The organism is Larkinella knui (genome assembly GCF_003858645.1).
GTDB classification, from domain to species: Bacteria; Bacteroidota; Bacteroidia; order Cytophagales; family Spirosomataceae; genus Larkinella; species Larkinella knui.
On the sequence record NZ_RQJP01000001.1, the window covers coordinates 1464999 to 1489287 of the forward strand.

At 49.5% G+C, this 24289-nt stretch carries 21 protein-coding genes and 3 tRNA genes; 10 read left to right on the forward strand and 14 right to left on the reverse strand.

What is annotated here, in order from left to right; translation table 11 throughout:
* Positions 1–453 precede the first annotated feature (453 nt).
* Positions 454–1452 carry a cation diffusion facilitator family transporter gene (locus EHT87_RS05990; protein ID WP_124904820.1) on the reverse strand — a complete coding sequence of 333 codons (999 nt, stop codon included), beginning with the start codon at positions 1450–1452 and terminating at the stop codon, positions 454–456.
* 70 nt (positions 1453–1522) lie between these two features.
* On the opposite strand from EHT87_RS05990, the gene EHT87_RS05995 reads away from it, so the two are divergent.
* Entirely contained in the window at positions 1523–2071 is a 549-nt protein-coding gene (locus EHT87_RS05995) for an NUDIX domain-containing protein (protein WP_124904822.1), read from the forward strand.
* Positions 2072–2078: 7 nt separating this feature from the next.
* Positions 2079–2717: a LysE family translocator gene (locus EHT87_RS06000; protein ID WP_124906049.1), complete on the forward strand. Its 639-nt coding sequence runs from the start codon at positions 2079–2081 to the stop codon at positions 2715–2717.
* Positions 2718–2722: 5 nt separating this feature from the next.
* On the opposite strand, the gene EHT87_RS06005 is transcribed toward EHT87_RS06000, so the two are convergent.
* Positions 2723–4294 (reverse strand): GH3 family acyl-acid amido synthetase, encoded by a 1572-nt coding sequence (locus tag EHT87_RS06005; protein WP_124904824.1) that lies wholly within the window; start codon positions 4292–4294, stop codon positions 2723–2725.
* 13 nt (positions 4295–4307) lie between these two features.
* Positions 4308–5159, reverse strand: coding sequence for a 5'/3'-nucleotidase SurE (surE, locus tag EHT87_RS06010; protein ID WP_124906051.1), 852 nt, complete (start codon positions 5157–5159; stop codon positions 4308–4310).
* Positions 5160–5293: 134 nt separating this feature from the next.
* Here surE and EHT87_RS06015 point away from each other — a divergent pair, with 134 nt between their 5' ends.
* The gene (locus tag EHT87_RS06015; RefSeq protein ID WP_124904826.1) at positions 5294–5800 is read left to right on the forward strand and encodes a GNAT family N-acetyltransferase; all 507 of its coding nucleotides are present in this window, start codon (positions 5294–5296) and stop codon (positions 5798–5800) included.
* Here the strand turns inward: EHT87_RS06015 and trhO are convergent.
* Complete coding sequence (trhO, locus tag EHT87_RS06020; RefSeq protein ID WP_124904828.1) at positions 5786–6742, reverse strand: oxygen-dependent tRNA uridine(34) hydroxylase TrhO; 957 nt, start codon at positions 6740–6742, stop codon at positions 5786–5788. The two genes, EHT87_RS06015 and trhO, sit on opposite strands and share 15 nt — an antisense overlap.
* Positions 6743–6836: 94 nt before the next feature.
* On the opposite strand from trhO, the gene EHT87_RS06025 reads away from it, so the two are divergent.
* A complete protein-coding gene (locus tag EHT87_RS06025; protein WP_124904830.1) occupies positions 6837–7442 on the forward strand; it encodes a deoxynucleoside kinase in 606 nt (201 codons plus the stop codon).
* 10 nt (positions 7443–7452) lie between these two features.
* On the opposite strand, the gene EHT87_RS06030 is transcribed toward EHT87_RS06025, so the two are convergent.
* On the reverse strand, positions 7453–8070 hold the full coding sequence (locus EHT87_RS06030) for an SOS response-associated peptidase (protein WP_124904832.1): 618 nt from the start codon (positions 8068–8070) through the stop codon (positions 7453–7455).
* Between the two features lie 245 nt (positions 8071–8315).
* Here EHT87_RS06030 and EHT87_RS06035 point away from each other — a divergent pair, with 245 nt between their 5' ends.
* Complete coding sequence (locus tag EHT87_RS06035; RefSeq protein ID WP_124904834.1) at positions 8316–12491, forward strand: hybrid sensor histidine kinase/response regulator; 4176 nt, start codon at positions 8316–8318, stop codon at positions 12489–12491.
* Between the two features lie 352 nt (positions 12492–12843).
* The gene (locus EHT87_RS06040) at positions 12844–13122 is read left to right on the forward strand and encodes a hypothetical protein (RefSeq protein WP_124904836.1); all 279 of its coding nucleotides are present in this window, start codon (positions 12844–12846) and stop codon (positions 13120–13122) included.
* Positions 13123–13644: 522 nt separating this feature from the next.
* On the opposite strand, the gene EHT87_RS06045 is transcribed toward EHT87_RS06040, so the two are convergent.
* Complete coding sequence (locus EHT87_RS06045) at positions 13645–15216, reverse strand: fibronectin type III domain-containing protein (protein ID WP_124904838.1); 1572 nt, start codon at positions 15214–15216, stop codon at positions 13645–13647.
* Between the two features lie 25 nt (positions 15217–15241).
* Complete coding sequence (locus tag EHT87_RS06050) at positions 15242–15931, reverse strand: hypothetical protein (protein WP_124904840.1); 690 nt, start codon at positions 15929–15931, stop codon at positions 15242–15244.
* Positions 15932–16464: 533 nt separating this feature from the next.
* Here EHT87_RS06050 and EHT87_RS06055 point away from each other — a divergent pair.
* Positions 16465–16842, forward strand: coding sequence for a hypothetical protein (locus tag EHT87_RS06055; protein ID WP_124904842.1), 378 nt, complete (start codon positions 16465–16467; stop codon positions 16840–16842).
* 196 nt (positions 16843–17038) lie between these two features.
* Here the strand turns inward: EHT87_RS06055 and EHT87_RS06060 are convergent.
* Positions 17039–17121: transfer RNA gene (locus EHT87_RS06060), tRNA-Leu, on the reverse strand.
* 270 nt (positions 17122–17391) lie between these two features.
* On the reverse strand, positions 17392–18087 hold the full coding sequence (gene elbB, locus EHT87_RS06065) for an isoprenoid biosynthesis glyoxalase ElbB (protein ID WP_124904844.1): 696 nt from the start codon (positions 18085–18087) through the stop codon (positions 17392–17394).
* Between the two features lie 142 nt (positions 18088–18229).
* Between elbB and EHT87_RS06070 the strand changes: the two genes are divergently transcribed.
* Positions 18230–18610: a DUF3127 domain-containing protein gene (locus EHT87_RS06070; RefSeq protein ID WP_310587514.1), complete on the forward strand. Its 381-nt coding sequence runs from the start codon at positions 18230–18232 to the stop codon at positions 18608–18610.
* A 48-nt stretch (positions 18611–18658) separates the two neighbouring features.
* Here the strand turns inward: EHT87_RS06070 and EHT87_RS06075 are convergent, their stop codons facing one another.
* The 3 genes from EHT87_RS06075 to EHT87_RS06085 all read right to left on the reverse strand — a co-directional run bounded on the left by EHT87_RS06075 (position 18659) and on the right by EHT87_RS06085 (position 19584).
* Positions 18659–19201 (reverse strand): DUF4136 domain-containing protein, encoded by a 543-nt coding sequence (locus EHT87_RS06075; protein ID WP_124904848.1) that lies wholly within the window; start codon positions 19199–19201, stop codon positions 18659–18661.
* Positions 19202–19353: 152 nt separating this feature from the next.
* Positions 19354–19429: transfer RNA gene (locus tag EHT87_RS06080), tRNA-Lys, on the reverse strand.
* A 79-nt stretch (positions 19430–19508) separates the two neighbouring features.
* A tRNA-Lys gene (locus EHT87_RS06085) sits at positions 19509–19584 on the reverse strand.
* A 114-nt stretch (positions 19585–19698) separates the two neighbouring features.
* Between EHT87_RS06085 and EHT87_RS06090 the strand changes: the two genes are divergently transcribed.
* Positions 19699–20433, forward strand: a complete 735-nt coding sequence (locus tag EHT87_RS06090) for an SH3 domain-containing protein (protein WP_124904850.1) — start codon at positions 19699–19701, stop codon at positions 20431–20433.
* A gap of 88 nt (positions 20434–20521) precedes the next feature.
* On the opposite strand, the gene EHT87_RS06095 is transcribed toward EHT87_RS06090, so the two are convergent.
* Entirely contained in the window at positions 20522–21337 is an 816-nt protein-coding gene (locus EHT87_RS06095) for an SDR family oxidoreductase (protein WP_124904852.1), read from the reverse strand.
* Positions 21338–21515: 178 nt separating this feature from the next.
* Here EHT87_RS06095 and EHT87_RS06100 point away from each other — a divergent pair, with 178 nt between their 5' ends.
* On the forward strand, positions 21516–21971 hold the full coding sequence (locus tag EHT87_RS06100) for a CHRD domain-containing protein (RefSeq protein ID WP_124904854.1): 456 nt from the start codon (positions 21516–21518) through the stop codon (positions 21969–21971).
* A 59-nt stretch (positions 21972–22030) separates the two neighbouring features.
* Here EHT87_RS06100 and EHT87_RS06105 read toward each other — a convergent pair whose 3' ends face one another.
* On the reverse strand, positions 22031–24277 hold the full coding sequence (locus EHT87_RS06105; protein ID WP_124904856.1) for a T9SS type B sorting domain-containing protein: 2247 nt from the start codon (positions 24275–24277) through the stop codon (positions 22031–22033).
* Positions 24278–24289: the final 12 nt, after the last annotated feature.

Below are 24289 nucleotides of genomic sequence, written 5' to 3' on the forward strand. Positions count from 1 at the left end.
ACGAAAGCCTGAGCCTCAAAGGCAAACGGGATAAAACGGTCTGACCCATCTTGAGCAAATCGGCCCGTTCAGTATCCCGGATAATTCGTCGAAAGCTGGCATGGAAAGCGTCTACAGATTGAGCCAGTAAAATAGAGGGTTCTCATGGTGACCCCGAACCGCATCCGTGCTGTAAAAGGACCTTTGGCGACCGGCGGTGAGACTGAAATCCTGGAGAAGCAACCAGCTCTTTCCTTCTTATAGAGTGCCGGTATGGCAGCCAAACGTCCCAAAAAAGGAAAAAGGCCCTCAGCAGCGTGTGCGGGGGCCTTTTTAACCGAGATATGAATACAACCTGAATTAAGTATCTCATTTGAGCACTAAATTCTCACCGAAAATTACAAAAAAGTTGGTAACGACCAACTTTTTTAATCGGATTTTAAGAAATTTTTTCGAAGAAGAACCGCCCAAATGTCACTCCGCTTCCGTGACGAAATGTTTTTGATTGGTTGAAATATTGGCAATCGTCCATTCCACATCCCCGGAAAACACCTGGGCCCGAACCGGACAATCGGCAATGCGGCAGTAGGAACAACATTCCGGTAAACACGGGTCGGCGTGAATGAAAATCTCGACTTCCGTATCGATTTCGCTATTTAAAGCTTCTTCAAATTCGTGGACTTCCTGGTGAACCTGCGCCAGACTCCAGTAATAAGGCAGCGTCAGATGACAGTCGATGTGCAAATCCGCCCCGTAACGCTGGGCCCGCATGTTGTGAATGTCAATCCAGTTGCTGCGCTTGTGGCGGTTAAGAATTGAAAGGATGCGTTGCAGTAAGGTGAGATCGGTTTCGTCCATCAAACCCGCTACCGAATGCCGAATCAGCCCGAAGCCGTTGAACATAATAACCCCCGACAGAATCAGCGACAATACGCCGTCCAGCCAGGTCAGTCCGGTTAAAAGAATGATGCCGATGCCAACGACGACAATCAAACTGCTCAAACTGTCGGTCAACAGGTGACGGCCGTCGGCAATGAGCGTAATCGAGTGGGTGGAACGCCCATTTCGGATCAGCAGCCAGCCCACCACCGCGTTGGCAACGGTGGTCAGCGCAATCAGCGCAACGCCCCAATCCAGGTTGGTAATCGACTGCGGTTCCGAAAATGATTGAATGGCCTGAAAGATGATGAACACCCCCGCCGACAGAATTAAAGCGCCTTCAAAACCGGACGAGAAAAACTCGATCTTGCCGTGTCCGTAGGGGTGGTTGCGGTCGCGGGGCTGGCCCGACAGGTAGATGCTGTAGAGGGCGAAACCGCTGGCAATCACGTTGATAATCGATTCAAGGGCGTCCGTCAAAACCGCCGTGGAGAACGTCAGCCACCAGGCTGTAAACTTGAGGACCATCAGCGTTAGACTCAGACCCAGTGAGATCGACATCCATTTGTATTTGATTCGCTGACTGGGTTGCATGAAGCCGTTGGCTGGTTTATAGCCCGCAAAGGTAGTAAACTGTAAAGGATTTCTCTTTACATTTGCCAGTATGGAGTTTACGGAAAATCCCTGGAAAACACTTACTTCGACCGTTGTGTACGATAACAACTGGTTGAAAATCAGGCATGAAGAAGTGATTACGCCGTCCAATACACCCGGTATTTATGGCGTCGTCAGCTTCAAGAATAAAGCCGTTGTGGTTGTCCCGATCGACCAGGAGGGGTACACCTACCTGGTGGGGCAATACCGCTATCCGCTCGATGAATACTCCTGGGAGGTTCCGGAAGGCGGAGCGCCCATCGGCACGGATCTACTGGAATCGGCCCGGCGCGAATTAAAGGAAGAAACCGGTCTGGAAGCCGCAAAATGGACCATGATCGGACGCATTCATACGTCCAATTCCGCAACCGACGAAGAAGGATTTCTCTACATCGCGGAGGAGTTGAGCCAGGGCGCACACGAACCGGAAGAAACTGAACAATTGCAAATCCGGCGGGTTTTACTGGCTGATGCGGTTCAAATGGTGATGAATGGTGAAATCACCGACGCGCTCAGTGTCTGCGCCCTGTTGAAAATCGCGCGCTTGAAACGGATTTGATTGAATGATGATTGAAGCTATTTTCTACGGTTTTATTGCGGGAATCCTACTCTGTCTGACATTCGGAACCGTGTTTTTCTCCCTCATGCAAAATAGTGTCGACAACGGCTACCGCTCGGGTATCAAGATTGCCTTCGGTGTCGTCGTTTGTGATGCGATCTTCGTAGTCTGTGCGTTGTTCGGTACCGCTTTTTTGCCCAAAATTGAAGGTTTCGAGTTCTATTTGACGCTTTTTGGCGTTATTTTGCTCATGGCCATGGGCGTTGCCAATCTCTTTAAAGGCACCCCCCGGCTGGCGTATCCAAAAACCCGTTTCGGGAATTTTCTCTATTATTTTACGACCGGGTTTGTGCTGAACGCCATCAACCCCATCAATTTCATTACCTGGGTGACGCTGGCGGCTTACCTAACGAACTCACTCCACTACAGCAACCAGGAGCGGTACGGTTTTATGATTGCCAGCCTCATCGGTATCTTCACGACCGAATCAGCGCTGGCCGTATTTGCCCACAAACTGAAGCGGTTTTTTACGCCGAAAGTGGTGTTGATCTTTAACCGTACCACCGGTATTGTTTTTATCGGTATTGCCTTGCAACTGGCCTGGACCCGGCTTTATGATCCGCTGCTGGTTATGTTGAAACCCTAACCGCGTTAGGCCCGGGCCGATTCGACTTCAATGCCCTGGGTTTTCAGAAACCCTTCCCAATCGGCAACCAAATTCTTTTTCAGAACGCGGGGGAATTTGTTCTGACCGCCCATTTTGCCCTTGGCTTCCATCCACTTGTAAAAAATAGAAGCCGGCAAAACCGTCACAAACACATCCTTGAGGGCGTGCCGACGCTCCACGGCGTAATCATCATTCAACTCCTTGAGTTTAGCGTCGATCAGGTTTTTCAAAACCGTCTCGTCGACCGGATCATTGGTGCCGATGTACCAGTGGTGGGCAAACAGGGTATCATACGAAATACCGGCAACCGTAAATTCCCGAACATCGATTTTCAGTTCCTGAGAAGCCAGTTCAACGGCTTTGTTCATGTTGTCGACCGAAAGGTGTTCTCCGCAAAGACTCAGAAAGTGCTTGGTTCGGCCGGTAATGACGATTTCACACCGCTTTTTATTGACAAATTTTATCGTATCCCCGATCAGATACCGCCAGGCACCCGAACAGGTCGAAATCAGCAGCGCATATTCTTTGCCTTCTTCCACCTCGTCGATCATCAACGCCTGCGGTTTATCGATCACCTCGCCGTCGGCATTGAAATTCTCGTCGGTAAACGGGATAAATTCGAAGAAAATACCGTTGTCGAGCACCAGCTGCATCCCTTCCGCATCGGGGTGGGTCTGGTAGGCAATGAATCCTTCCGAAGCCAGATACGTCTCAATGTACGTGATGGGGTGGGCCAGCAGGTGTTCAAAACCCTGCCGATACGGTTCAAACGAAACCCCGCCGTGGCAGAAAACCATCAGATTCGGCCAGATGTCGTGGATGGTTTTAACCTTGTAATGGGCAATAATTTTTTCCATCAGCAACTGAATCCAGGCCGGAACGCCCACCACGAAGCCAATGTCCCACTGGTCGGCTTTCTCCGTGATTTCATCCAGTTTCAGTGCCCAGTCGCGTTCCTGCGCGATTTCTTTGCCCGGTTTATAAAACTGCTGAAACCAGAACGGAATCTGGCTGGCCGTAATACCGCTCAAATCGCCCTCAAAGTGGTTGTCACGGTAATTTAACTGGGTGCTGCCGCCCAGCATCAAAAATCCTTTTTCGTAGAGTTGCGACGGCAGGTGCTGGTAACGACCCAAACTCAGAATTTGCCGGATGCTGGTTTTCTGAATGGCTTTCGACATGGTTTTCGTCACCGGAATGTACTTCGAAGCGGCTTCCGAAGTGCCCGAACTCAGGGCAAAATACTTGACCCGGCCCGGCCAGCAGACATTCTTTTCGCCATTGATGGAACGCTGCCACCAGTCTTTGTAAATCTTGTTGTAATCGTAAATGGGAACAAGCTCCCGAAACTTTCTATAAAACTCCTTTTCGTCTTCGAAAAAAGCGGCATTCTCGATGTCTTCAAACTGAAAAGCCTGACCAAACTGCGTGTAACGCGCTTTCCCGATCAGTTTGACAAACGTTTTCTTTTGTAATTTGAAGGCATTTAACTTCTTGCGTCTGACCACGTTGGTCAACGAAATCCCTCTTTTCAATAAACTTCCCAATAAGGCCATGGGTCAATGGGTTTTAGGATGGTTGTCTAACGGGTTCAATCGATTCATTCAAATCAACCGATTCGGGAGCCGGTATGGCCGAACTCCGTTCGTTGATGTTCCATGATTTCAAATCCGTAAGACTCTTATAATCAGTTAGATCGAGTTGACAGGGGACCACCGAGGTACAGTTCTGCGAAAGGGCATATTCGTCGGTATCTTCCCCCGTATCGTTGTTGACAAATTTCCCGGACATCCAGAAATAACTCCGGCCGTAGGGGTCTTTGCGCTGATCAAATTCTTCCTGCCAACGGGCATCCGCCTGCCGACAGATCCGGATCTCGCCGAGCGGTTTTTCCGATTTGGCGGGGAAATTGACGTTCAGCGTGACGCCTTTGGGAATGCCGTTTTCCAGGGCGTGACCGGCAATTTTCAGAATATGGTCGTGGGTGTGCGAAAAATCGGGGTCATGGGCGTAATCGCAAAGTGAAAAACCGATCGCCGGAATCCCTTCGATGGCCGCTTCAATGGCCGCCGACATGGTTCCGGAATACAGCACGCTGATCGATGTATTGCTGCCGTGGTTGATGCCGCTGACGACCAGATCCGGGCTGCGATCTTTCAAAACAAAATGCTTGGCCAGTTTGACGCAATCGGCGGGCGTGCCCGAACATTCGTACGCGGGCGTGCCGGGATACAGATCGACCGAATTCAGGCGTAAGGGAGAGGCAATGGTGATGGCGTGTCCCATACCCGACTGCGGACTGTCCGGTGCAACCACCACAACGTCACCGAGTTGCTTCATCAGCGACACCAGCGTTCGAATACCGTGGGCGGTAATGCCATCGTCATTCGTGACTAAAATCAACGGTTTTTTTTCCGACATCATACTTCGTTTTGCTTGTTTACTGGTGGTCAAAGGTAATCAATAATGAAATTGGAACGCGTAAAACCCGTAAAGATACCGGTGGGGGCGGAGGTGAAAAACCGTTAACTTTGTGTTTTTAATCCAGTTAAGCCATGTCACTCGCGTTTAAAACGGCCACCCGTTCCGATATCGATTCCATCATTGCCTTGCAGGAACAAATTTGGGAGCCAACCTACCGGCCCATTCTCGACCCCGAACAGATCCGGTATATGTTTGAAGCCATTTATTCGAAAGAAGCACTCCTGGATCAAATGACGAATGAAAATCAGGTCTTTATTCTGGCTTATCGGGATCAAAAATTGACCGGTTTTGCCGCCTATTCGCGAAACGCGTCCGACGATGAGCGGTTTAAGTTACACAAAATCTACGTCTTGCCGTCTGAACAGGGAAAAGGAACCGGGCGGTTTTTGTTGGAAGAAGTAATGCGCCGGTGCCGGGCTGCCGGTGGAAACCGCCTGTCTCTGAACGTCAACCGGTATAATAAAGCCCGGCAGTTCTACGAACGGCTGGGCTTTGTGGTGGTCCGGGAAGAAGATATTCCGATCGGGCCCTACTGGATGAATGACTATGTACTGGAAAAGGAATTAGTGGCTCATTGACGACTGCTGACTCCGGTAGCCGAGCAGGGGCGAATACCCCCGGGTTTCCTTCGCGTAATACCCGGTTCCGTCGTACGGGCGCAGATACGGATCGTTCTTGCAGGCATCCGAGCAGGTTCCCAGGTGGTCGGTTCCGCACGTTTCACAGAGCGTAACGTGGTTGTTGCAGGCCGGGCTGGCACAGTTGATCATCCGGTCGGTGTGCGTTCCGCAGCGGTAACAGGTTGAAATGACGACCGGATTGACCTGATTGACATCGACCGCGACCCGGTTATCGAACACGTAACATTTGCCGTCGAAGTCTTCGCCACCGGTTTCAAGGCCGTATTTGATAATACCGCCGTGCAACTGGTACACGTTTTCAAATCCCTGTTTGAGCAGGTAGGCGCTTGCTTTTTCGCATTTGATACCGCCCGTGCAATAGGTAATTATCTTCTTGTTTTTCAGGTGTTTGATCTCATCGAGGTGCTCCGGCAATTCCCGCAGGTTTTCCATGTCGAAGGTGATCGCCCCTTTGAATTTGCCGACGGAATGTTCGTAATTGGACCGCATGTCGATCAGCACCACATCTTCGTTGTCCTTGATTTGCCGGAATTCTTCCGGTTCGAGGTGAATACCGGTTTTTTCGAGCGGATTAACCGGCAGGTCGGAGTTGACGATCTCATTTTTTAAGCGCACATTCAATTTCTGAAAGGCGTGGGTGTCGTACTCATCCACTTTAAATTCCAGGCTGGCAAACCGCGGATCGGACTTTACAATCCGCATGTACGCGTCGCAGTCGGCGGGCAAACCCGAAACCGTACCGTTCAACCCTTCGGGTGCTACGATGATCCGGCCGAGCAGGTTCAGGCTGATGCACAGCCGATGGTGTTCGTCGCGAAACTGCTCCGGGTTTTCAATGGTTGTATAACAGTAATATAATAAAACGCGATAGGGCTTCATAACACAAATACTTCCTGTCACTGGTTAACACACAAAGATACAAAAAGTATCCTGACGGCCACGTTCGGGTACGATGACCTTAAATCGGACTGCTATGCACATTGCCATTACCGGAAATATCGGGGCCGGAAAAACCACGCTGGCCACCTTGCTGGCGGCTCATTACGGCTGGGACGTTTTGAAAGAAGCCGTTGAAGGCAACCCGTATCTGGTTGATTTCTATGAGGATATGAGCCGCTGGTCGTTCAATCTGCAAATCTATTTTCTGAACAGCCGGTTTGAACAGATGCTGACGATCAATGAGGGCCGTCAGCCGGTCGTGCAGGACCGAACAATCTACGAGGATGCCTATATTTTTGCCCGGAACCTGCACGAAAGCGGTTTGATGAGCCCGCGCGATTACCACACGTATCGCCGGGTGTTCGAAAACATGCTGGCCTTGGTTCGTCCGCCGGATCTGATGATTTACCTCCGGGCCGGAATTCCGAAGCTTCAGGAACGGATTCGGCTGCGGGGCCGGGCGTACGAAAAGTCGATCAGCCGGGATTACCTGGAAAATCTAAACCGGTATTACGAAGCCTTTACCGACGACTACCAGGCCGGAAAATTGCTGGTGATCGACGTGAATGAACTGGATTATGTCAACAATCCGGACGATCTGGTTGCGGTTATCGCGGAGGTCGATCGGATCCTGTCGTAACCGGAAGGAACTAGGCAATCACCTTCGCCTGCATCAAATCCTCGTCCAGTGGCTGCATCAGTTCCTTAATTTCGGTTTTCGTAAGCTCCGGATCAAGCCAGCGCCTTTCTTCCTGACGGCTGAGCATCAGCGGCATCCGCTTTTTGGTATTGTGAATGTATTCCATGAGCGGATTCGCCCTGGTGGTCACGATTGAGAACGTCGGTGTCCCTTTCCACACCGAATAAATACAGCCCAGTGAAAATGGCTTTCCGTCCGACAAGGTAATGAAATAAGGAATTTTAGCTTTCCCTTCGTGACGCCATTCATAAAACCCATCGATCAGCAGCAGACAGCGGTGCGTTCCGATGCTGTCCCGGAAAGATGGTTTTTCGAAAACGGTATCTTCGCGGGCATTCAGGGTCATATTGGCCAGTTCGGCCGCTTTATCTTCTTTGGCCCAGGTCGGAATCAAGCCCCATTTAAAAAGCTGGATTTCGGCAGGGCGCTCCTGCGTGATGACGGGAAGGTGGGGATGAACAAAACCGGAAACTTTTGCAACCGGCTCATAATCATCGGGATACTCCGGAGTTTTATAAAGTTTGGCCAGTTCCGCCAGTTCGGATAAGGCATAAACCGAGTAGCACATAATGGATTCGGGTGTTGAGTAGACTTGATTCTAATTTACGAAATTTTTGGTAAAAAATGAACCGGTTTCGGGGCTTATTCCTGAAAAAAATAAACCCTGAGAAGCACCGGTTTCCGTCGTTGCGGATACCGTTGTCGATCGAATTTAGGATCAATTTTTGTATAGTTATATTCTATTACCAGACATTTATATAATTCTGTAAAGAATAAACTATTATTGTATTTATAAGAATCATCAGGCCTTTCATGAAAATATTTATTGGTGCGCTGCTGGCCTATTTTCTAGTATTTAATTCGTCTGTAGCCCAGACGGATAACGTGCGTTTTAAACATATTACGACCAATGAAGGACTTTCACAAAGCAATGTAACCTGCATTTTGCAGGATCGGCGGGGATTCATGTGGTTCGGCACGCAGGATGGGCTGAATCTCTACGACGGCTACACGTTTACGGTATACCGCAATGACCCGAATGACCCCAACAGCCTTCCGGATAATTATGTGCGCTCGTTGTTCGAAGATTCGAAAGGGCAACTGTGGGTCGGAACCGAGACCGGCGGTTTATGCACACTGAGTAAAAATAATGGCAAATTTAGCATCTACAGACAGTCGGAAAAAGATCCGAAGAGCCTGAGCAATAACCGGGTGAGAGCCATTGACGAAGACCGTTTTGGTAACCTCTGGATCGGAACCGACGGTGGAATCAACCGTTTCAATCCCGCCAGCCGAACGTTTACGCGCTACGTAAACCAAGCCGGTCGTTCCGGCAGTTTAAGCCATAATTTTGTGTATGATTTGCTGATCGATCGGAAAGGTCAGATCTGGGCCGCAACGTTCGGTGGGGGGCTCAATCGGCTGGATACGACCACGCAAACCTTCCGGCGGTATGAAAACCGGCCGGCGGACCCCACCTCCCTGAGCCATAATTTTCTTCGGAAACTGTACGAAGATTCGAAAGGGCGGCTTTGGATTGCCACGGAAGGGGGCGGGTTAAATCGACTAAATCCCGATCAGGAAACGTTTACCCGGTTTTTGCACCATCCGGCCGATCCTACCTCGATTAGCCATAATGATCTTAATTCGCTGTGCGAAGACAGCGAAGGAAATTTATGGGTGGGTACCGAAAACGGTGGAATCAGCGTCCTGAACAAAAGCGGGACGTCGTTTGCGCAGTATCTCTACGACGAAAATAAAAGGGACGGCCTCAACAATGGCTCGATTTATTCCCTTTGCCGGGATCGCAGCGGCAATATGTGGATTGGGACTTACAGTGGAGGTATCAACTTTTTTGATCACGAACCTGCCAAATTCGCGCTCTATCAGAAAGATTATGTAAACCCCAACAGCCTCAATAACAACAATGTTATGGCGGTGGTGGAAGACCAGCAGGGAAATCTGTGGATGGGTACGGACGGCGGAGGACTGAACGTCCTCCTGAAAGCCACCCAACGGTACCTTCACTACAAAAACAATCCGGCCGACCCCGGGAGCATTGGCAGCAATTTTATCATGAGTGTCTTTCAGGATAGCGATCAGGATATTTGGGTCGGGAATTACAAAGCAGGACTCAGTTTGTTGAAAAAGGCGTCCGGGACCTTCATCAATTTTAAACGTACAGATAACGCTAGAGGACTCAGCAATGAAAGCGTTTGCGCCATTATTGAAGGGCAAAAAGGCGAAATCTGGCTGGGAACCCTGGGGGGCGGTATTAGCCGATACGACAAGAAAATGGGGGTCTTCACTCATTATCGCCCTGATCCGGCCCGGCCCGGAAGCATCAGCCAGGGCGAAGTCAGTTCGCTTTGTTACGATCGAAACGGAAATTTGTGGGTCGGTACCGAGGGCGGAGGCTTGAATCTGTTTCACGCAAAAACCGGCACATTCACGGTGTATAAACACAATCGGACGGTTCCCGGAAGTCTAAGCCATAATTTAGTCAACAGCCTTTACGAAGACCCGCAAGGCCGGTTGTGGGTAGGCACCAACGGCGGACTCAATCGGTTTGATCCCAAAAAACAGTCGTTTGTCAGTTACCGGTTAAAGCAGGGTTTAACCAACGAGGTGATTCAGGGGATTTCGAGCGATCAGAAAGGGAATCTCTGGGTCAGTACCAACAAAGGACTGTCGAGATTGAATCTTCGCACCGAAACGTTTCGGCATTTTGACGCAGCGGATGGGTTGCAGAAAAGCCCGTTCAACCGGATGGCGGTATTTAAGACACCAACCGGAAAATTACTCTTTGGCGGTATCAGCGGGCTAAACTCGTTTTATCCCGATAGTCTGCAGGACAATCCGTTTGTGCCGGCGGTTTTCATAACGGGTCTGCAAATTTTCGACCAGCCTATTCTGCTCCGATCCAACAAGATTACGCTTTCTGCCGAACAGTCGACCCTGACCTTCGAGTTTGCCGCTTTGAATTATTCGTTGCCCGAAAAGAATCAATATGCCTATAAGCTGGAAGGGTTTGAGCACGAATGGAATTATAAAAACCACAAACGGGTGGTTACGTATACCAACCTCGATCCGGGCCTGTATACGTTTCGGGTGAAGGCTTCGAACAACGATGGCATCTGGAACGAACAGGGAACGGCCTTTCGGGTGATTATAAAGCCCCCTTTCTGGCAAACCTGGTGGTTTGGATCGTTGCTGGCCCTGGCGTTTTTCGCCAGCCCGAACCTGATTATCCGCTGGCGAACCCGCGCCCTGAAGGCGCAGAAAGAAAAGCTGGAAGAAATCGTCCATGAGCGAACGGCAGAAGTACTGTATCAGAAAGAAGAACTCCAGTCGCAGGCGGAACATTTACAGGTTCTGAACGAAGAAATTCACGAACAGCAGGTTCAGGAAAAACTGGCCCGGGAAGAAGCAGAACAGGCCAATCAGGCCAAAAGCGTCTTTCTGGCCACAATGAGCCACGAAATCCGGACGCCCATGAACGGCGTGCTGGGCATGACGTATCTGCTGCAGGAAACCGAACTTTCGGAAGAACAACACGAATACGTCGATACCATTCACCAGTGCGGCACCAACCTGCTGGGCGTTATCAACGATATTCTCGATTTTTCCAAGATCGAATCCGGCAGTCTGGAGCTGGAAGAAGGCGATATTGATTTGCTTCATTGCGTAGAGGACGTACTGGATCTGTTTGCCGGGAAAGCGTCCGAAAGCGGCCTCGATCTGGTCTATCAGTTTGAACACCATGTTCCGTTGCATATTGTTGGAGACGGCTTGCGGCTGCGTCAGATTCTGATCAATCTGGTGGGCAATGCCGTCAAGTTTACCCACAAAGGCGAGGTTTTTGTCCGGGCTGATGTTCATCGGCGCATCAATGATCAGGAACTGGAGCTCGTGTTTCAGGTGCGCGATACCGGTATCGGTATTCCCGACGATAAACTTCAGCGGCTTTTCAAGGCCTTCTCGCAGGTCGATTCGTCCATGACCCGACGGTATGGCGGTACGGGCCTGGGGCTGGCCATCAGCGAGCGGTTGGTCAAACTGATGGGGGGAGACATTCGCGTCGAAAGCGAAGAGGGGCGCGGAACGACCTTTACCTTTACCATTCGTTGCCGCATCAGCCAGGAGGCCAAACGGCATTATATTTTATTTAACACGGCCGAAAATGCGGGCAAACGGATTCTGGTGGTCGACGATAACCAGACCAACCTGACGATCCTGAAGACGCAGCTGGAGCAGTGGAAATTAGTGCCCACCACGGCGCTATCGGGTCAGCAGGCGCTGGAGTTACTGGCCGCGAATCCGGGTTATCACCTCATTATTACGGATATGCAGATGCCGGGTATGAATGGGGTGGAGCTGGCGCAGCGCATTCGGGAGCGCTATCCGCGTTTGCCAATTATTCTGTTGAGTTCTGTAGGTGAAGAAACCCGCAAATTGCATCCCGACCTGTTTTCGGCCATGCTGACCAAACCCATCCGTCAGCAGCAACTGTTCGATCTGGTTCAACGGCAGCTCAAACAGGCTGATCAGCCCATTGCATCCCGACCTGTACAACGGGTTTTATCGGAGGATTTTGCGAGAGAAAATCCCCTCAATATTCTGATCGCCGAAGATTACCTGGCGAATCAGAAATTGATTGTGAACATCCTGCATAAACTTGGCTACGAACCCCAGCTGGCTCAGAACGGCGTCGAAGTGCTGGCGATGTTGCAGCAACAGGCTTTCGACGCCATTCTGATGGATGTCCAAATGCCCGAAATGAACGGCCTGGAAGCCACGCGTCAAATCCGTCGGCAGGCCGGCCCCCAGCCAATCATCATTGCGATGACGGCCAACGCCATGAAAGAAGATCAGGAAGAGTGCCTGGCAGCCGGTATGGATGATTACATTTCCAAACCGTTGTTGCTTGACGTACTGAAAACCGCCCTGAAAAAAGCCTCGATCCGGCGGCAGCAGCAGGTAGAATAAGAGCTTGTAAAACGCCAAAAACCGCCTTTTGGGGGCGGTTTTTGCGATAGTTTCGAGGTTCGCTATTTGAAAGGTGTCCACGGAGGGAACATTATAATTTATTGGTCCTTTCTCTAATTGCAGGGTGTATGCCTCAATAAAGCTATTTAAGGTAGATATTTTTGTATGAATTTGTTTGCGAAAAATATTTAAACAAAGCGAATGTTTCAGTTTCAGTAATTTGGACCTTACTGAAACCGCTTCTGCTAAATGAGTATAACATTTACTTTCATATTAGATCCCAAGCCGAACCGGTTTTTATTGCATCAACCGGCTGGAGTACGAAATGGATAAGACTGGTAAACTCATGAGTATGAAACTCACCGAAACAGACTGGCGTATTATCCGTTTATTTTACGCGGAAGGCGATAAACGCCCGCAGCATCTTTTCAGTTTATTGGATGATAATGTTTCTTACGCAAAATATCAGTCACATGCTGATAAAGCGCGAATGCCAGTAGCTATTGACACGATGCTTTACAACAAGATTTCGAGCATTCAGGTGTTGATCAATCGAAATCTGAAGGAGTTAGCTAAGCGGGCAAATATTGACGAGGTAGTCACTTTTCATACTGCAATTAATGTGCGATAACAACAGCGTCCTTCCTATTACAGTAAACTTTTATTGGGCTTGTGATACTGGCGCTTCTAATAAGAATTTAAGGGTGTTAAAAAACCAGGTGGTATAGGCATTTACGGTGCGGAGATACAAATCAAAATTACCTTTGGTATTGAAAAAAGCAGTAGACTGTTGAAATCGGCTGGCAAATCACGGCTAATGGCCTGCCCGACGACGGTTTTAATTACCCGAATAAAGCGTACTGTACCCTCGGTGGCAAAGGTCTGATTTCATTGAACGATGTGATTACCACCTATAAACCCATAGTTAGTAAAGGAAAACCAGAATTCATTTAATTCTTCGTCAGAAGCTAACCGTTTCATGATCCGTAAAGAGCTAAGTAATATTTTTATAAATAAAGCAAGTGCCAATTTTACTAAAACGGTATTTAATAGTTGCTCTTAACGAGTTTATTACTGGTTATAGTAACGGCGGATAAGCCTTGCTCATCCGCCGATTCTATACAAAAGTTATCAAGAGAAGTAGTAGGCAAATTTACTTACAGGCTTCCGTATGTGATTTGAGGACATAATTTAAATTCCGGCTTTCAGATGCGGTACCCGTAGTAAAGACTTCCGACCAGGAACCTTCATAATCAACCCGCGCTTCGTAGCTTGTATTCGGTTCCAACCCGACTAGTGTCCCGTGGCCACTTTCAAAAGTGACACCAACCGAAGCAGAGGGATCACCTCCCGATTTGCCATAGCGAACCAATACAGTGGGATAGACTTCAATGTTTTTACCATTTTCACAAGATGCTCGGACGGTAAAAGCGACATTAACTGTACCTGCAGGAACCGACAAAGCCAGAGTATGATCCCCACAAAGGTTTTGAACACTTGATTTCCCCAGCAGATTTCCAGCTGGGGAAAAAATCGATAATTCGGCTGGGCCTTCACTAGCTTCGCCTAAATCAAGTGCTTTATCCGTTGTGGTACCGGAAGCCCGGATACTGCCATTCTGAACCAATTCGTACCGGTAAGCATACCCATCGGCTAAACCACTTATGTTCCATACTGCTCGACAGGAACTGGACGTAGGCTGAGCTGAAGCGACGGCATAGTCCGTAAAGTGCGTGACAGGAAAACTAACCCCTAAGCCCGTACTCATGGCTTCGGTCTTGACATCCTGTACAAAAGCCCAGTTCCCCGTTTTTTCATTCCGCACGTATACGGCCAGTTTATCACCAACTTGAACCAATTTGCCCGTCGATCTATTTAGAAAGGTAGGCAAGATTCCCATTTTAATTACAACAGGCTTGGTAAAGGAAGTTGCTGATTGCCCGGCACTGTTAGTGAGATTTATCGAGATATAACTGGCAATCTGAAGAGATACATTCGTGGATGTAGTTTCGCCATTCTGAGTCACTTTTGTCGTTAAACCGACCGGAATACTTGTCGCTTGAGGTGAATAAACCGCTATAGCCGTAGCTAAGGTGCCGGAAACCACGTTGCCCTTATCATCTTTCATCACCGTTCCGCTGGCAAACTGAACTGTAGTGGGTGCGGTCATCGAAGTGGAGGCCATTCCAATTTCTTTTTCAGATTGTAGCGTTCCGTTGGCCGCTAAGGTAACCTGATCCTGTTTCACGGCGACTCCCTGCGGTGGATCTGTTTTCTTTACCAGACGAATAATAAAGGGGTTATTCAAAGCTGTCGTTAGTCGGAGGTCAACCCCTGACGGAATATAACCTGAAGCATCTACAACAATCCGGAGTTCTGCAGCTGCCTGACGAGTTGGTACATCACCTCTTAGACCGATGAATAAATCCCCTTTAGGGCTGCTATATGAAGTTTGGGCCTTTCCATCAAAATTTATAACGCGGCTGGCATCTTTACCAAAAATCGTTACCTGTACCGGAATCGTAAGTGATTGACCGGTTTTGGCATCGACCACCAACCCTTGTATCTGTGTATTGGCGGGTCTATAATTCAATTTATAGGTAACCCCTTTCAATGGATTGAGATTTTTTAAATCATTACAGCTTCCTAGCAGAATGGTTAGAGCTACCAGAAGTGTTGATCCTTTTAGCAGGAATTGTTGGGGTAAACTTGATTGCAATTTCATAGTGACAATAATTTAAATAAGAAGTCTACAAACGATACGAAAGGCCCAGATTAAGGATGGGGTAATACTTCAAGGGCTGAAGATTTTGCTCAATTACCGGTCCCTGATCGCTGGACGGTTCAAGCATGCCTGTAGTGACTAAGGTGACCTTAGGGGATTGCTGGTAAAAAAAACCCAGATCCACCATAAACTTCAGTTTAGTGCCCCGGAAAGGATGGCCCCAACCCAAACCAGCGTATGGTGCTAGTTTGCTAAAATTGGCTTGTCCATTGATGGTGCCTACTTGTTCTTTGCTGAAAATGACATCATTAAATTTCACTTCTTTCATAGGCGTCCCGTCGAAAGTCAGCTGATTAAGGTTGTAGAATAACCCAGCTGTCAGCCGAAACCCAGCCCGTTTGAAGGGGTAATAGTCGGCCATTGCATTAATTGAAGCTAATTTAAGCCGGTAATCGAAGCCTATTTGAATGTCATCCGTTTGCTTACCACTGGTTAATAGGCCCTTATAGGAAAATAGGCTAGCACCAACCCGGACCGTAAAGCGGGGAGCAATCGATTTAAAAACATCAAGTCCGATGCCTGCTGTACCTGCTCTGATCGCCATGGCCAAACCGGGCCGATATGCAGGTAAAGCAGCGGATTGGCTCTCCTGAGATTGCGCCAGACATAAAAAAGGCAAAAAGAGAGTTAAATAAAGTAGAGTAATTTTCTTCATAGTAAATATTTCAATTATACAATATTGACATAATATGTTTAAAGTTATGTCTGATAATAATTACCTAACTAGTTTTTAATAAAATACTTAACTTTATGTTAGTTTCTGGTATAGATTTTTGGTGATTTTCTGAAGTGCCCGTATCCGGAAAGGTTCTTCTCCAAGTTGGTTATATAAAAACGGTAATTGATTAACGTTCCAAAGGCCCAGTCTGCTAAAACGGTATACTGTCTGACCTGCGCAAGTGCACCCGTTAGCGCAGCGGGTCTTGCCCGAGCCATTGGACACAGTGCGGAACTGGGCTCTGCTCAGTTGTTACACGGGCCTGAATTTCACAGACGCCGTGTAACTGGCTCGTAATCCGGCGGAAGCATCTCGTGGAGTTAGTTTTTGGAACAAAGATTGTGATCCGGCGGCAGAAGTTCCAGGCCGTCCGTTAGGCAAAACTGGACTGGGGTTAGCCCATAAATCTACCTAAGGGCACCAACTATAAAATCCGCTTCCGGATTAAGGACTCATCCTCACCCAGTACGGTGGCGGGTCCATTCTCGATTTTAGCCGCACCGGTCCCAACCCTGACCGCTTCCAACAACGGCATACTTTCTTGTGATAACCCCACGCTCACCTTAACCGCTGGTGGAGGTATTGCTTATGCTTTCTATGGACCGGGATCGGATCAAATTGGAACGGCTACTACGTATACGGTCAATCAAGCCAGCACTTATCCGGTGATTGTCACTGCTGAGAACGGGTGTACGGCCCGGGTCTCAATCGCCATTACCGATAAACGCGTACCTCTCATCACTACCCAGCCCACTTCAGCCTCCACGGTTCATCTCGGCGAATCCATTAGCGTCCCGGTCGTTGCCCAGGGTAGCCCCCTGACCTATCAGCCGTTCCATCTGCCTTAATATGATCCGCTAACATCAGTTTACATGAATAAGACATAATGCCGGAGAGGAGAGAGGAAGATGATGAATGCCCAAAAAGTTTGAAACCAGTTTGAAACGTAGGGCCAAAAAAGGCCCTGTTTTCCTTATTTTGAAGCCACTTTGAAACACAAAAACCGCCAAATCAAGCTGATTTGGCAGTTTTTGTTTCTTTCTGTGTCCACGGAGGGATTCGAACCCTCACACCTTGACGGCACCACCCCCTCAAGATGGCGTGTCTACCAATTCCACCACATGGACAGGAAAACCGTATTTTTTGTGGATGCAAAAGTAGAAACTTGACCTCAAAAAACCAAGGCGGAGCCCATTATTGCTAAAAAATCATGAATCGATCAGTAAGTGTCCGGCTCCGGCTGCTTTTTATTCCAGAACGTATAGGCGGTTTTGGGCGATGCGTAGACGCGTCGCTAAAACCATTCTGGTTGGTTCAGCATCGTTGATGCGGGCTGGCCCGTTCATCATAGGTTAGCACGGGACCTGGCTCTTCTCCCGATAGAAGAGCCAGTGTTTTTAGACTTTCTCGTCGTTCAGCAGCACCACCAGTTCATCGATTGCGGCCCGGATGTTGTCGCGAACGTCCAGAATCGATGCTTCCATCATGTAGCAGGGGGCCGTAATGATTTTATTTTCCCGATCTACCGAAATTTCCCGCACGGTTTTCATCTCGGCCAGATGCCCCAGGGAGTTGATTCCGGCAGCAATGCCGCTGATTTCGTAGGGGCTGTCTTCAAGATCGGTGCCCACCGTCAGCGTGGCCGAAATACCGCTTCCCTCCAGTGCCTTGGCAATAGTCGTCGGGCTCATGCAAAGACCGACAATGGGTTTTTTTAACGAAATCAAGTCGAGTATCAATTGTTTTACCGGCTCCAGAATTGCGCCTTGCGGACCTTCGAAAGCCCATCTGGTAATGTTTTTGGCCGTACCAAAACCGCCCGGCATCACCAGGGCGTCCAGTTCGTCAGCCGTCAGCGTGGCCAGATTTCGAATGTTGCCGCGGGCAATCCGGGCCGATTCGACCAGCACATTCCGGGTTTCCGGCATTTCCTCACCCGTGAGGTGGTTGATGGCGTGGTATTGGTCTACATTGGGGGCCACACAAATCACTTCGGCACCGACTTCGGCTAACGCCAGCAAGGTCAGCACGGCTTCGTGAATTTCGGTTCCGTCGTAGACGCCGTTTCCGTGTAACAAGACTCCGATTTTCATAACTCAGGGGATCTTCCAGGTGGTTTTTTGGGGAAAATTAAGTCAAAAAGTTGTAACTTCAACCTTTCATTTTAACCTTCGCCCGACGAAACACAATTCGAATTGAAGGAACCAAACCGAAATCAATACACCGCATATGGCAATGGAATTAACAGGTAAGCTGGTTAAAGTTTTACCCGAACAAACGGGCCAGGGACGCAATGGTACCTGGACGAAGCAACAATTTGTAATTGAAACGATTGACCAGTTTCCCAAACAAGTCTGCCTGATGGCCTGGGGCGAAAAAGCCGGTGATCTGGCCCAATTTGCACCCGGCGACACCATGAAATGTGCCATCAGCATCGAATCCCGGGAATACAACGACCGTTGGTATACCGATGTTCGGGCCTGGCGAATCGAATCGGCCGAAGGCGCTGACCAGCAACCGGCTTCTGCTCCGGCACCCCGGCGGTCGGAACCGCGCGCTGCCGCCGATCGCCCGCTGACCACGTTTGAAGAAGAAGACAACGGATTGCCTTTTTAAGTTGAACCGGCGTTGGGAGAGCTTCAGAAGGCTGGAACTCTCCCAATACTACAGTCGGGCGAATAACTTCTCCATGCCCTCGTCGATCTGTTTTTGAAGCTTCTCCGGTTTCTTAGGTAAAATTCCTTCCACGATTCCCCGCCAGACCATCTCGTTTCGCCTGGGATCGATCAGGTGAACATCGATCGTTCCCTGCCGGTATTGCCCCACGGGCACTTCCTGACTTCGCCAGGTGTAGCGCCGTTGCCCGATGTAAAACGGCGGATCGGTTCGGATGTTCGTTTCCCGCGTTTGTGTTTTTTCATCGACGGCGATCCCAATATTCATCATCAGATCGGGCTGGGTATCCACCCGGCGCAGGCCCTTGCTCGCCAGTTGTTTTTCAATGGCGGTTTTGAGCGCATCGACCTGCGAACGGTAAAAACCACTCTGCGGAACATCGCCCGTCGATTCAATGTCGGAAAAAGCAAATGTGCGGTAATTGGACAAGGCAAAATTGGCGCCCGGTTCGGTTTTGACGACGCGCACCGAGCTGCAGGAAGCGATGGTAAACAGAAGAAAGACCCGAACCAAATGTCCGATCGTTTTCATAGGTGTAATTGTCCAGTTGTTCCCTAAACGGAATTGTTGGTAAAAAGTTGGCCTGAACCAGCCAGTGGGGAGGGGCCGAATCAAAAAAGCCCGCCCTGAACAGGATGCGGGTTTGATGAAGACGATCAGATGGAATGTACTGATTTGTATTTTGGTGATCCGGCTGGGATTCGAACCCAGGACCCATACATTAAAAGTGTATTGCTCTACCAGCTGAGCTACCAGATCAATTAGCAATTGTCAGTGATCAGACGTGAGGAACTCGATGCGACTGAAGAATTGGCACTGAAAACTGTAGACTTAATTTTGGTGATCCGGCTGGGATTCGAACCCAGGACCCATACATTAAAAGTGTATTGCTCTACCAGCTGAGCTACCAGATCGGAAAAGGAAGGTGAAAAGAAATGATGCGTATCGTACCCTTTCTACTTTTACCTTTTGTAATTTTAGGGCGATTCCCAAAATTGCGATGCAAAAGTACCTTTTCTGACGTGAAAATGCAAGGTTACCATTTGAAATTGCTCTATTTTTTTTCTGTTCTGTTGATTCTCCCCGGTTTTCCGGTGGTGGCAAAGTCGACGTCCGTAACCCTGTATCAGGCTGATTCTCTGTTTGCTGCGGGGAGCTATCCGGCCGCCGTAGAAGCCTATGAATACCACATTCAGCAGGGGTATAAACCGACGGATCCCATGCTGTTGAAGCTGGCATATATATGGGAAAAACAGGGTGACGTGGCCAAAATGCTCTATTATCTGCAGGTTTATTTTGACCGGCGTCCCGACGAAGCCGTCCTGAAAAAGATGCACGATATTGCCATTCAAAATAATTTAAGAGGATACGAAACCGACGACCTGAATTATTTTTATTTGTTTTATAAGCAATATGGTCTCTACATCACCCTGGGTCTGGTGTTGCTGGGAACTTACGCTTTTGGCATTTTCTGGCTGAAATACCGCAATAAGGAGCCTTCCCGCCGGCGGCATAAACTGATCGTTCTGGCCTACCTGACGGGGCTGCTATTGCTGGTCAACCTGCCCGAACGCTACCAGTCCGGTATCATCAACCGCGATCGGGTGTTGCTCCGGCGCGATCCTTCCTCGGCGGCTCCCGTTGCCGATGTCATCAATCGTGGCCATAAAGTCAATATTTTGGGTAGCCAGGATGTCTGGCTGCACGTTTTCTGGAATGATGGACTGTATTACGTGCGGAAGGATACTGTGTGGTTGATTTGAAAGTAGTGAAGAACGAAGAGTGAAGAATTGGCTGACGCATACTTCCTACTTCGGTTTAATGCGTCAGCCAACTCTTCACTCTTCATTCTTAACTCTTAACTTTCAACGGGGAGTCTTTCTCTTTGGCCAGCGTGTTGTACACCATGCGGTCCATGATTCCGGGAATCCATTTGTTGAGAAAAACCGTTAGTTTTCCCTGCGACGTCAGCACCAGGTCGCGTTTCCGGCGAATGACGGCTTTCAGAATGTAATCGGCACATTCTTCCGCGCTCATCATTTTACTTTCATCACGCATGGTTTCGCCCGCCACCCGGCCTTGGTTATTAAGCGCGGAGACGCGGATGTTGGAGGTGGTAAAGCCCGGACAGGCCACCAGCACGTGAACGCCGGTGTCTAGCAATTCGGTTCGCAGGGCTTCCAGAAAACCGTTCATGGCAAATTTTGACGCCGAATAACCGCTTCGAACCGGCAGACCGCGGTACCCGGCAATGGAAGATATGCCGACAATCGATCCCTTGGTTTTCAGGATATGCGGCAGGGCGTAGCGGGTGGCATAGACCGTTCCCATAAAATTAATATCCATTACTTTCCGGATCACCTCGGGGTCCAGGTCCAGCACCATCGAGCGCATGCTAATGCCGGCATTGTTGATCAGAATATCCAGTCGGCCATACGTCCGGAGCGTGGCATCGATCAACTGCCTGACATCGGATTCGTTGCTGACATCCGCCTGCAGGCAGAGGTTCTCGATCCCGGCCTGACTCAATTCGGCACCAACGGTTTCGAGCGATTCTACGTTCCGGGCGCAAATGACGATGGAAGCCTGCTGGCGGCCAAATGCAAAGGCCAGCGCTCTGCCAATGCCCGACGAAGCCCCCGTAATCAAAACAACTTTATTTTTCATGAAACTTTGGAAATTCCTGGTCGAATGGGAAAGACGGTCTGATAAATATTTGTTCGTTTTTACAAGAAACTTCCCATTTTAATAAGTTATATAGGTATTGCCCGCCTGAGGTTGCAGAGAATTACGGCAAAGTTAGTATTATTGCGGAGCAATCTGGACCATTCACTATTTACGATTTATGAAAAGAACATTTGCGTATCTGATGACTGCCTTTGTGGCAACTGCCCTGGCCGTTACATCCTGCTCACCCATTAAAGATGCCCCTGATAAGAAAGATACGGTTGATTTTGTGGCAACCTTGAACGGCGCTCAGGAAGTGCCTTCCACTCCTTCAGCCGCAACCGGCACAATGACAGGCTCTTATAATAAAGCGACCAAGGAGTTAAGTTATACGATTAATTATACCGGAATAACACCGAACGCGGGTCATATCCACCTGGCTCCGGGCGGCCCCGGCACCAACGGGGGCGTTATTATTCCCTTTGCGTCATTGACCAGCCCGATCAGCGGAAAAAGTATTCTCAAACAGGATCAGGAAAATGCCCTGATGGAAGGCCGGCTTTACGCCAATCTGCACACAACCCTGTTTCCGGGTGGTGAAATTCGGGGTAACATCATGCGGAAAGAATTTTAAAACCGCCTGAAGGCACGAAAAAAAAGCGATCCTTTTCGGGATCGCTTTTTTTTCGTGTGCTAGCGAAGTAACGTCACCGTTCCTTTGTACGAACGATTCGTATATTGAATCAGGTAAAAATACTGGCCGGTCGGATAATCGGCTCCGTCCCACTGGAAAAACCGGCTGGTAGACGAAAAAACCGTTTTCCCCCAGCGGTTCATCACATCGACCCGGCGAAACTGATCGGCGCAATTGTCCTGCGGTAAGTTCGGAACGCTGAAAACGTCGTTTTTGCCGTCACCATTGGGCGTAATGACGTTGGTGATCGTAATGGTATAGTCTACCGGGATGTCCTTCACCACGAAAGTCACGCGGGTTGTATCGTATAGAGTGGGGCAGCTGCTGTCCTGTGTGATAAAATCCAGTTCGAACGTGGCCTTGTCTTTGCCCTGCAAAACCCCGCAGTCCGGTTGCCAGACGAAGGGGGAGGTTAGCGGACCCGGACCGGTTTTGTTCTGAAATTGCATTCCCAGGCTTTTCCAGTCGAAGTTTTTTCCAACCGCCGTTAATTGAAGGACTTCCGGATCAACATCCTCCGCAATGACATCGAAGCGAACCGCTGCCGGCACCGAGTCGCCGTGGGTTATGGTCAACTCGACGACCGGATTCGGGAGCGTAGTCCGAACTGTTGGGGGCCGACTGGTTTCGGGGGCGGCTTTCAGGCGAACCGTTACCGTGTCGCGCAGATTGCGGTTACAGCGGGTGTCGGTGACGATAAAATCAACGATGTACTCGGCGTTCCTGACCTGTTCACACCGGGGCGTCCAGTTAAATTGCTGACTAACTGATCCTTGTCCTGAAACGGCGGAAAAACTCATGCCTACCTGAGCGAGATTGAAACCGCGTCCGACGGCAACGAGCGTAATCATATCCTGATCGATGTCGGTTCCCAAAACCTTAAACTGGAGCGTTTTGCCCGCCTGAACGGTCGTCTGATTACCGGGCAGCGTCGTTTCCGCATCCGGTTTTCGGTTGAGCTCCGGGACTAGTAGCAAGCTCACCACGAGCGTATCTTTTAATCCCTGCGGACAGCCTTCGTCCGTGGCAATCAGAGCCAGTTGCAACGGTTTTCCATCGGCCAGGCATTTATCAAAACAGATGCGGGTACGGATCGTATCCCCTGATGATCGAATCAGGACCTCGTCCGGCGAAAACGTGATGCCCTGTGCCGGTCCGTTCAAAACCGACATTTTTACCCGCTGGTTGGCATCGCGATCGGTAATGTAGATATCGAGGCAATTGGCGTCTTTATCGGTTAATTTCAATACCGTTCCTTCCTTGTAAAATGCCACCTGCCCGGCTTGCCGCATCGCCACCGAAGGCGGATTATTCTTTTGACAATCAATTACTTTCAGCTGGAAATCCCGGCGGACAAGCCCAATTTTTTGCCAGACACCCGACGCATTTTTCCGGTATTCGTCGACCTGTACGCAAAAAACGAACAGACCCACCTGTCCGGCCGTAACCGTTAGCAAACCGGTACGGGCGTCGACGCGCAGGGGCGCTGGTCCCGGTATGGCCCGATCCTGATTCAGGCCACTGCTCCACCGAACTTCGGGATAAGCCGAACTGGGAATGGCAACCTGGGGGCGGGGATTGGCCGACGTACTGAACCCATTGTACGGGGTAACCAGGCGATAGGCCAGACTGTCACCGTCCGGATCGGTTGCGCCAAAATCGAACGCAAAAGGCTGATTGACACAGATATAATCACCCTGAACGGGTCGAAAAGCCGGAGAAGAGTTGATCAAATCCGTAGTTCCTGACCGTTGCGCCGGAAATTCCAGGTAAAAAGTGGACCCGGCCATGCCCGGATTCTGAATATTACTGATGGAATTATTCCGGCAACACCGTTCCCACACCATGTAGTAGCCCCGCGGATCGTTGAACGCATTCATGTTAAAAACGACCAGCCCGCTGTAGCGAAGTAAACGGGTCATGAGCGTAGGCAGCGCACACTCCGGCTTGGTATAATCGACGGGACGAGAGCTTACCTGGGGAAGTTCAACCGATCCGATAAAGGCATTGTCCCCTTTGCGGTAAATAAAAATAACAACGGTGGGATCTTCGGCTTGCGGATTGCCGTTTAAAGCATCGAAATAAAGGTTCAGATTAATTTGATGGGTATACGAACTCTGATTGGTCACCCGTTTCAACTCCAACTCTCCGCCAACGATGTGGGTAGCCCGGGCCGCTACGACCAGACCAATCCAGCACCAGACGAACCAACTACACCAGGCTGTAATCCGATAAAACTGTTTCATTCAAATACGATT

What these genes read in the sequence shown, in the direction of transcription:
- EHT87_RS05990 (WP_124904820.1), bottom strand. Translation starts at nt 1,452, where the DNA reads ATGCAACCCAGTCAGCGAATCAAATACAAATGGATGTCGATCTCACTG.
- EHT87_RS05995 (WP_124904822.1), top strand. Translation starts at nt 1,523, where the DNA reads ATGGAGTTTACGGAAAATCCCTGGAAAACACTTACTTCGACCGTTGTG.
- EHT87_RS06000 (WP_124906049.1), top strand. Translation starts at nt 2,079, where the DNA reads ATGATTGAAGCTATTTTCTACGGTTTTATTGCGGGAATCCTACTCTGT.
- EHT87_RS06005 (WP_124904824.1), bottom strand. Translation starts at nt 4,294, where the DNA reads ATGGCCTTATTGGGAAGTTTATTGAAAAGAGGGATTTCGTTGACCAAC.
- surE (WP_124906051.1), bottom strand. Translation starts at nt 5,159, where the DNA reads ATGTCGGAAAAAAAACCGTTGATTTTAGTCACGAATGACGATGGCATT.
- EHT87_RS06015 (WP_124904826.1), top strand. Translation starts at nt 5,294, where the DNA reads ATGTCACTCGCGTTTAAAACGGCCACCCGTTCCGATATCGATTCCATC.
- trhO (WP_124904828.1), bottom strand. Translation starts at nt 6,742, where the DNA reads ATGAAGCCCTATCGCGTTTTATTATATTACTGTTATACAACCATTGAA.
- EHT87_RS06025 (WP_124904830.1), top strand. Translation starts at nt 6,837, where the DNA reads ATGCACATTGCCATTACCGGAAATATCGGGGCCGGAAAAACCACGCTG.
- EHT87_RS06030 (WP_124904832.1), bottom strand. Translation starts at nt 8,070, where the DNA reads ATGTGCTACTCGGTTTATGCCTTATCCGAACTGGCGGAACTGGCCAAA.
- EHT87_RS06035 (WP_124904834.1), top strand. Translation starts at nt 8,316, where the DNA reads ATGAAAATATTTATTGGTGCGCTGCTGGCCTATTTTCTAGTATTTAAT.
- EHT87_RS06040 (WP_124904836.1), top strand. Translation starts at nt 12,844, where the DNA reads ATGAAACTCACCGAAACAGACTGGCGTATTATCCGTTTATTTTACGCG.
- EHT87_RS06045 (WP_124904838.1), bottom strand. Translation starts at nt 15,216, where the DNA reads ATGAAATTGCAATCAAGTTTACCCCAACAATTCCTGCTAAAAGGATCA.
- EHT87_RS06050 (WP_124904840.1), bottom strand. Translation starts at nt 15,931, where the DNA reads ATGAAGAAAATTACTCTACTTTATTTAACTCTCTTTTTGCCTTTTTTA.
- elbB (WP_124904844.1), bottom strand. Translation starts at nt 18,087, where the DNA reads ATGAAAATCGGAGTCTTGTTACACGGAAACGGCGTCTACGACGGAACC.
- EHT87_RS06070 (WP_310587514.1), top strand. Translation starts at nt 18,230, where the DNA reads ATGGAATTAACAGGTAAGCTGGTTAAAGTTTTACCCGAACAAACGGGC.
- EHT87_RS06075 (WP_124904848.1), bottom strand. Translation starts at nt 19,201, where the DNA reads ATGAAAACGATCGGACATTTGGTTCGGGTCTTTCTTCTGTTTACCATC.
- EHT87_RS06090 (WP_124904850.1), top strand. Translation starts at nt 19,699, where the DNA reads ATGCAAGGTTACCATTTGAAATTGCTCTATTTTTTTTCTGTTCTGTTG.
- EHT87_RS06095 (WP_124904852.1), bottom strand. Translation starts at nt 21,337, where the DNA reads ATGAAAAATAAAGTTGTTTTGATTACGGGGGCTTCGTCGGGCATTGGC.
- EHT87_RS06100 (WP_124904854.1), top strand. Translation starts at nt 21,516, where the DNA reads ATGAAAAGAACATTTGCGTATCTGATGACTGCCTTTGTGGCAACTGCC.
- EHT87_RS06105 (WP_124904856.1), bottom strand. Translation starts at nt 24,277, where the DNA reads ATGAAACAGTTTTATCGGATTACAGCCTGGTGTAGTTGGTTCGTCTGG.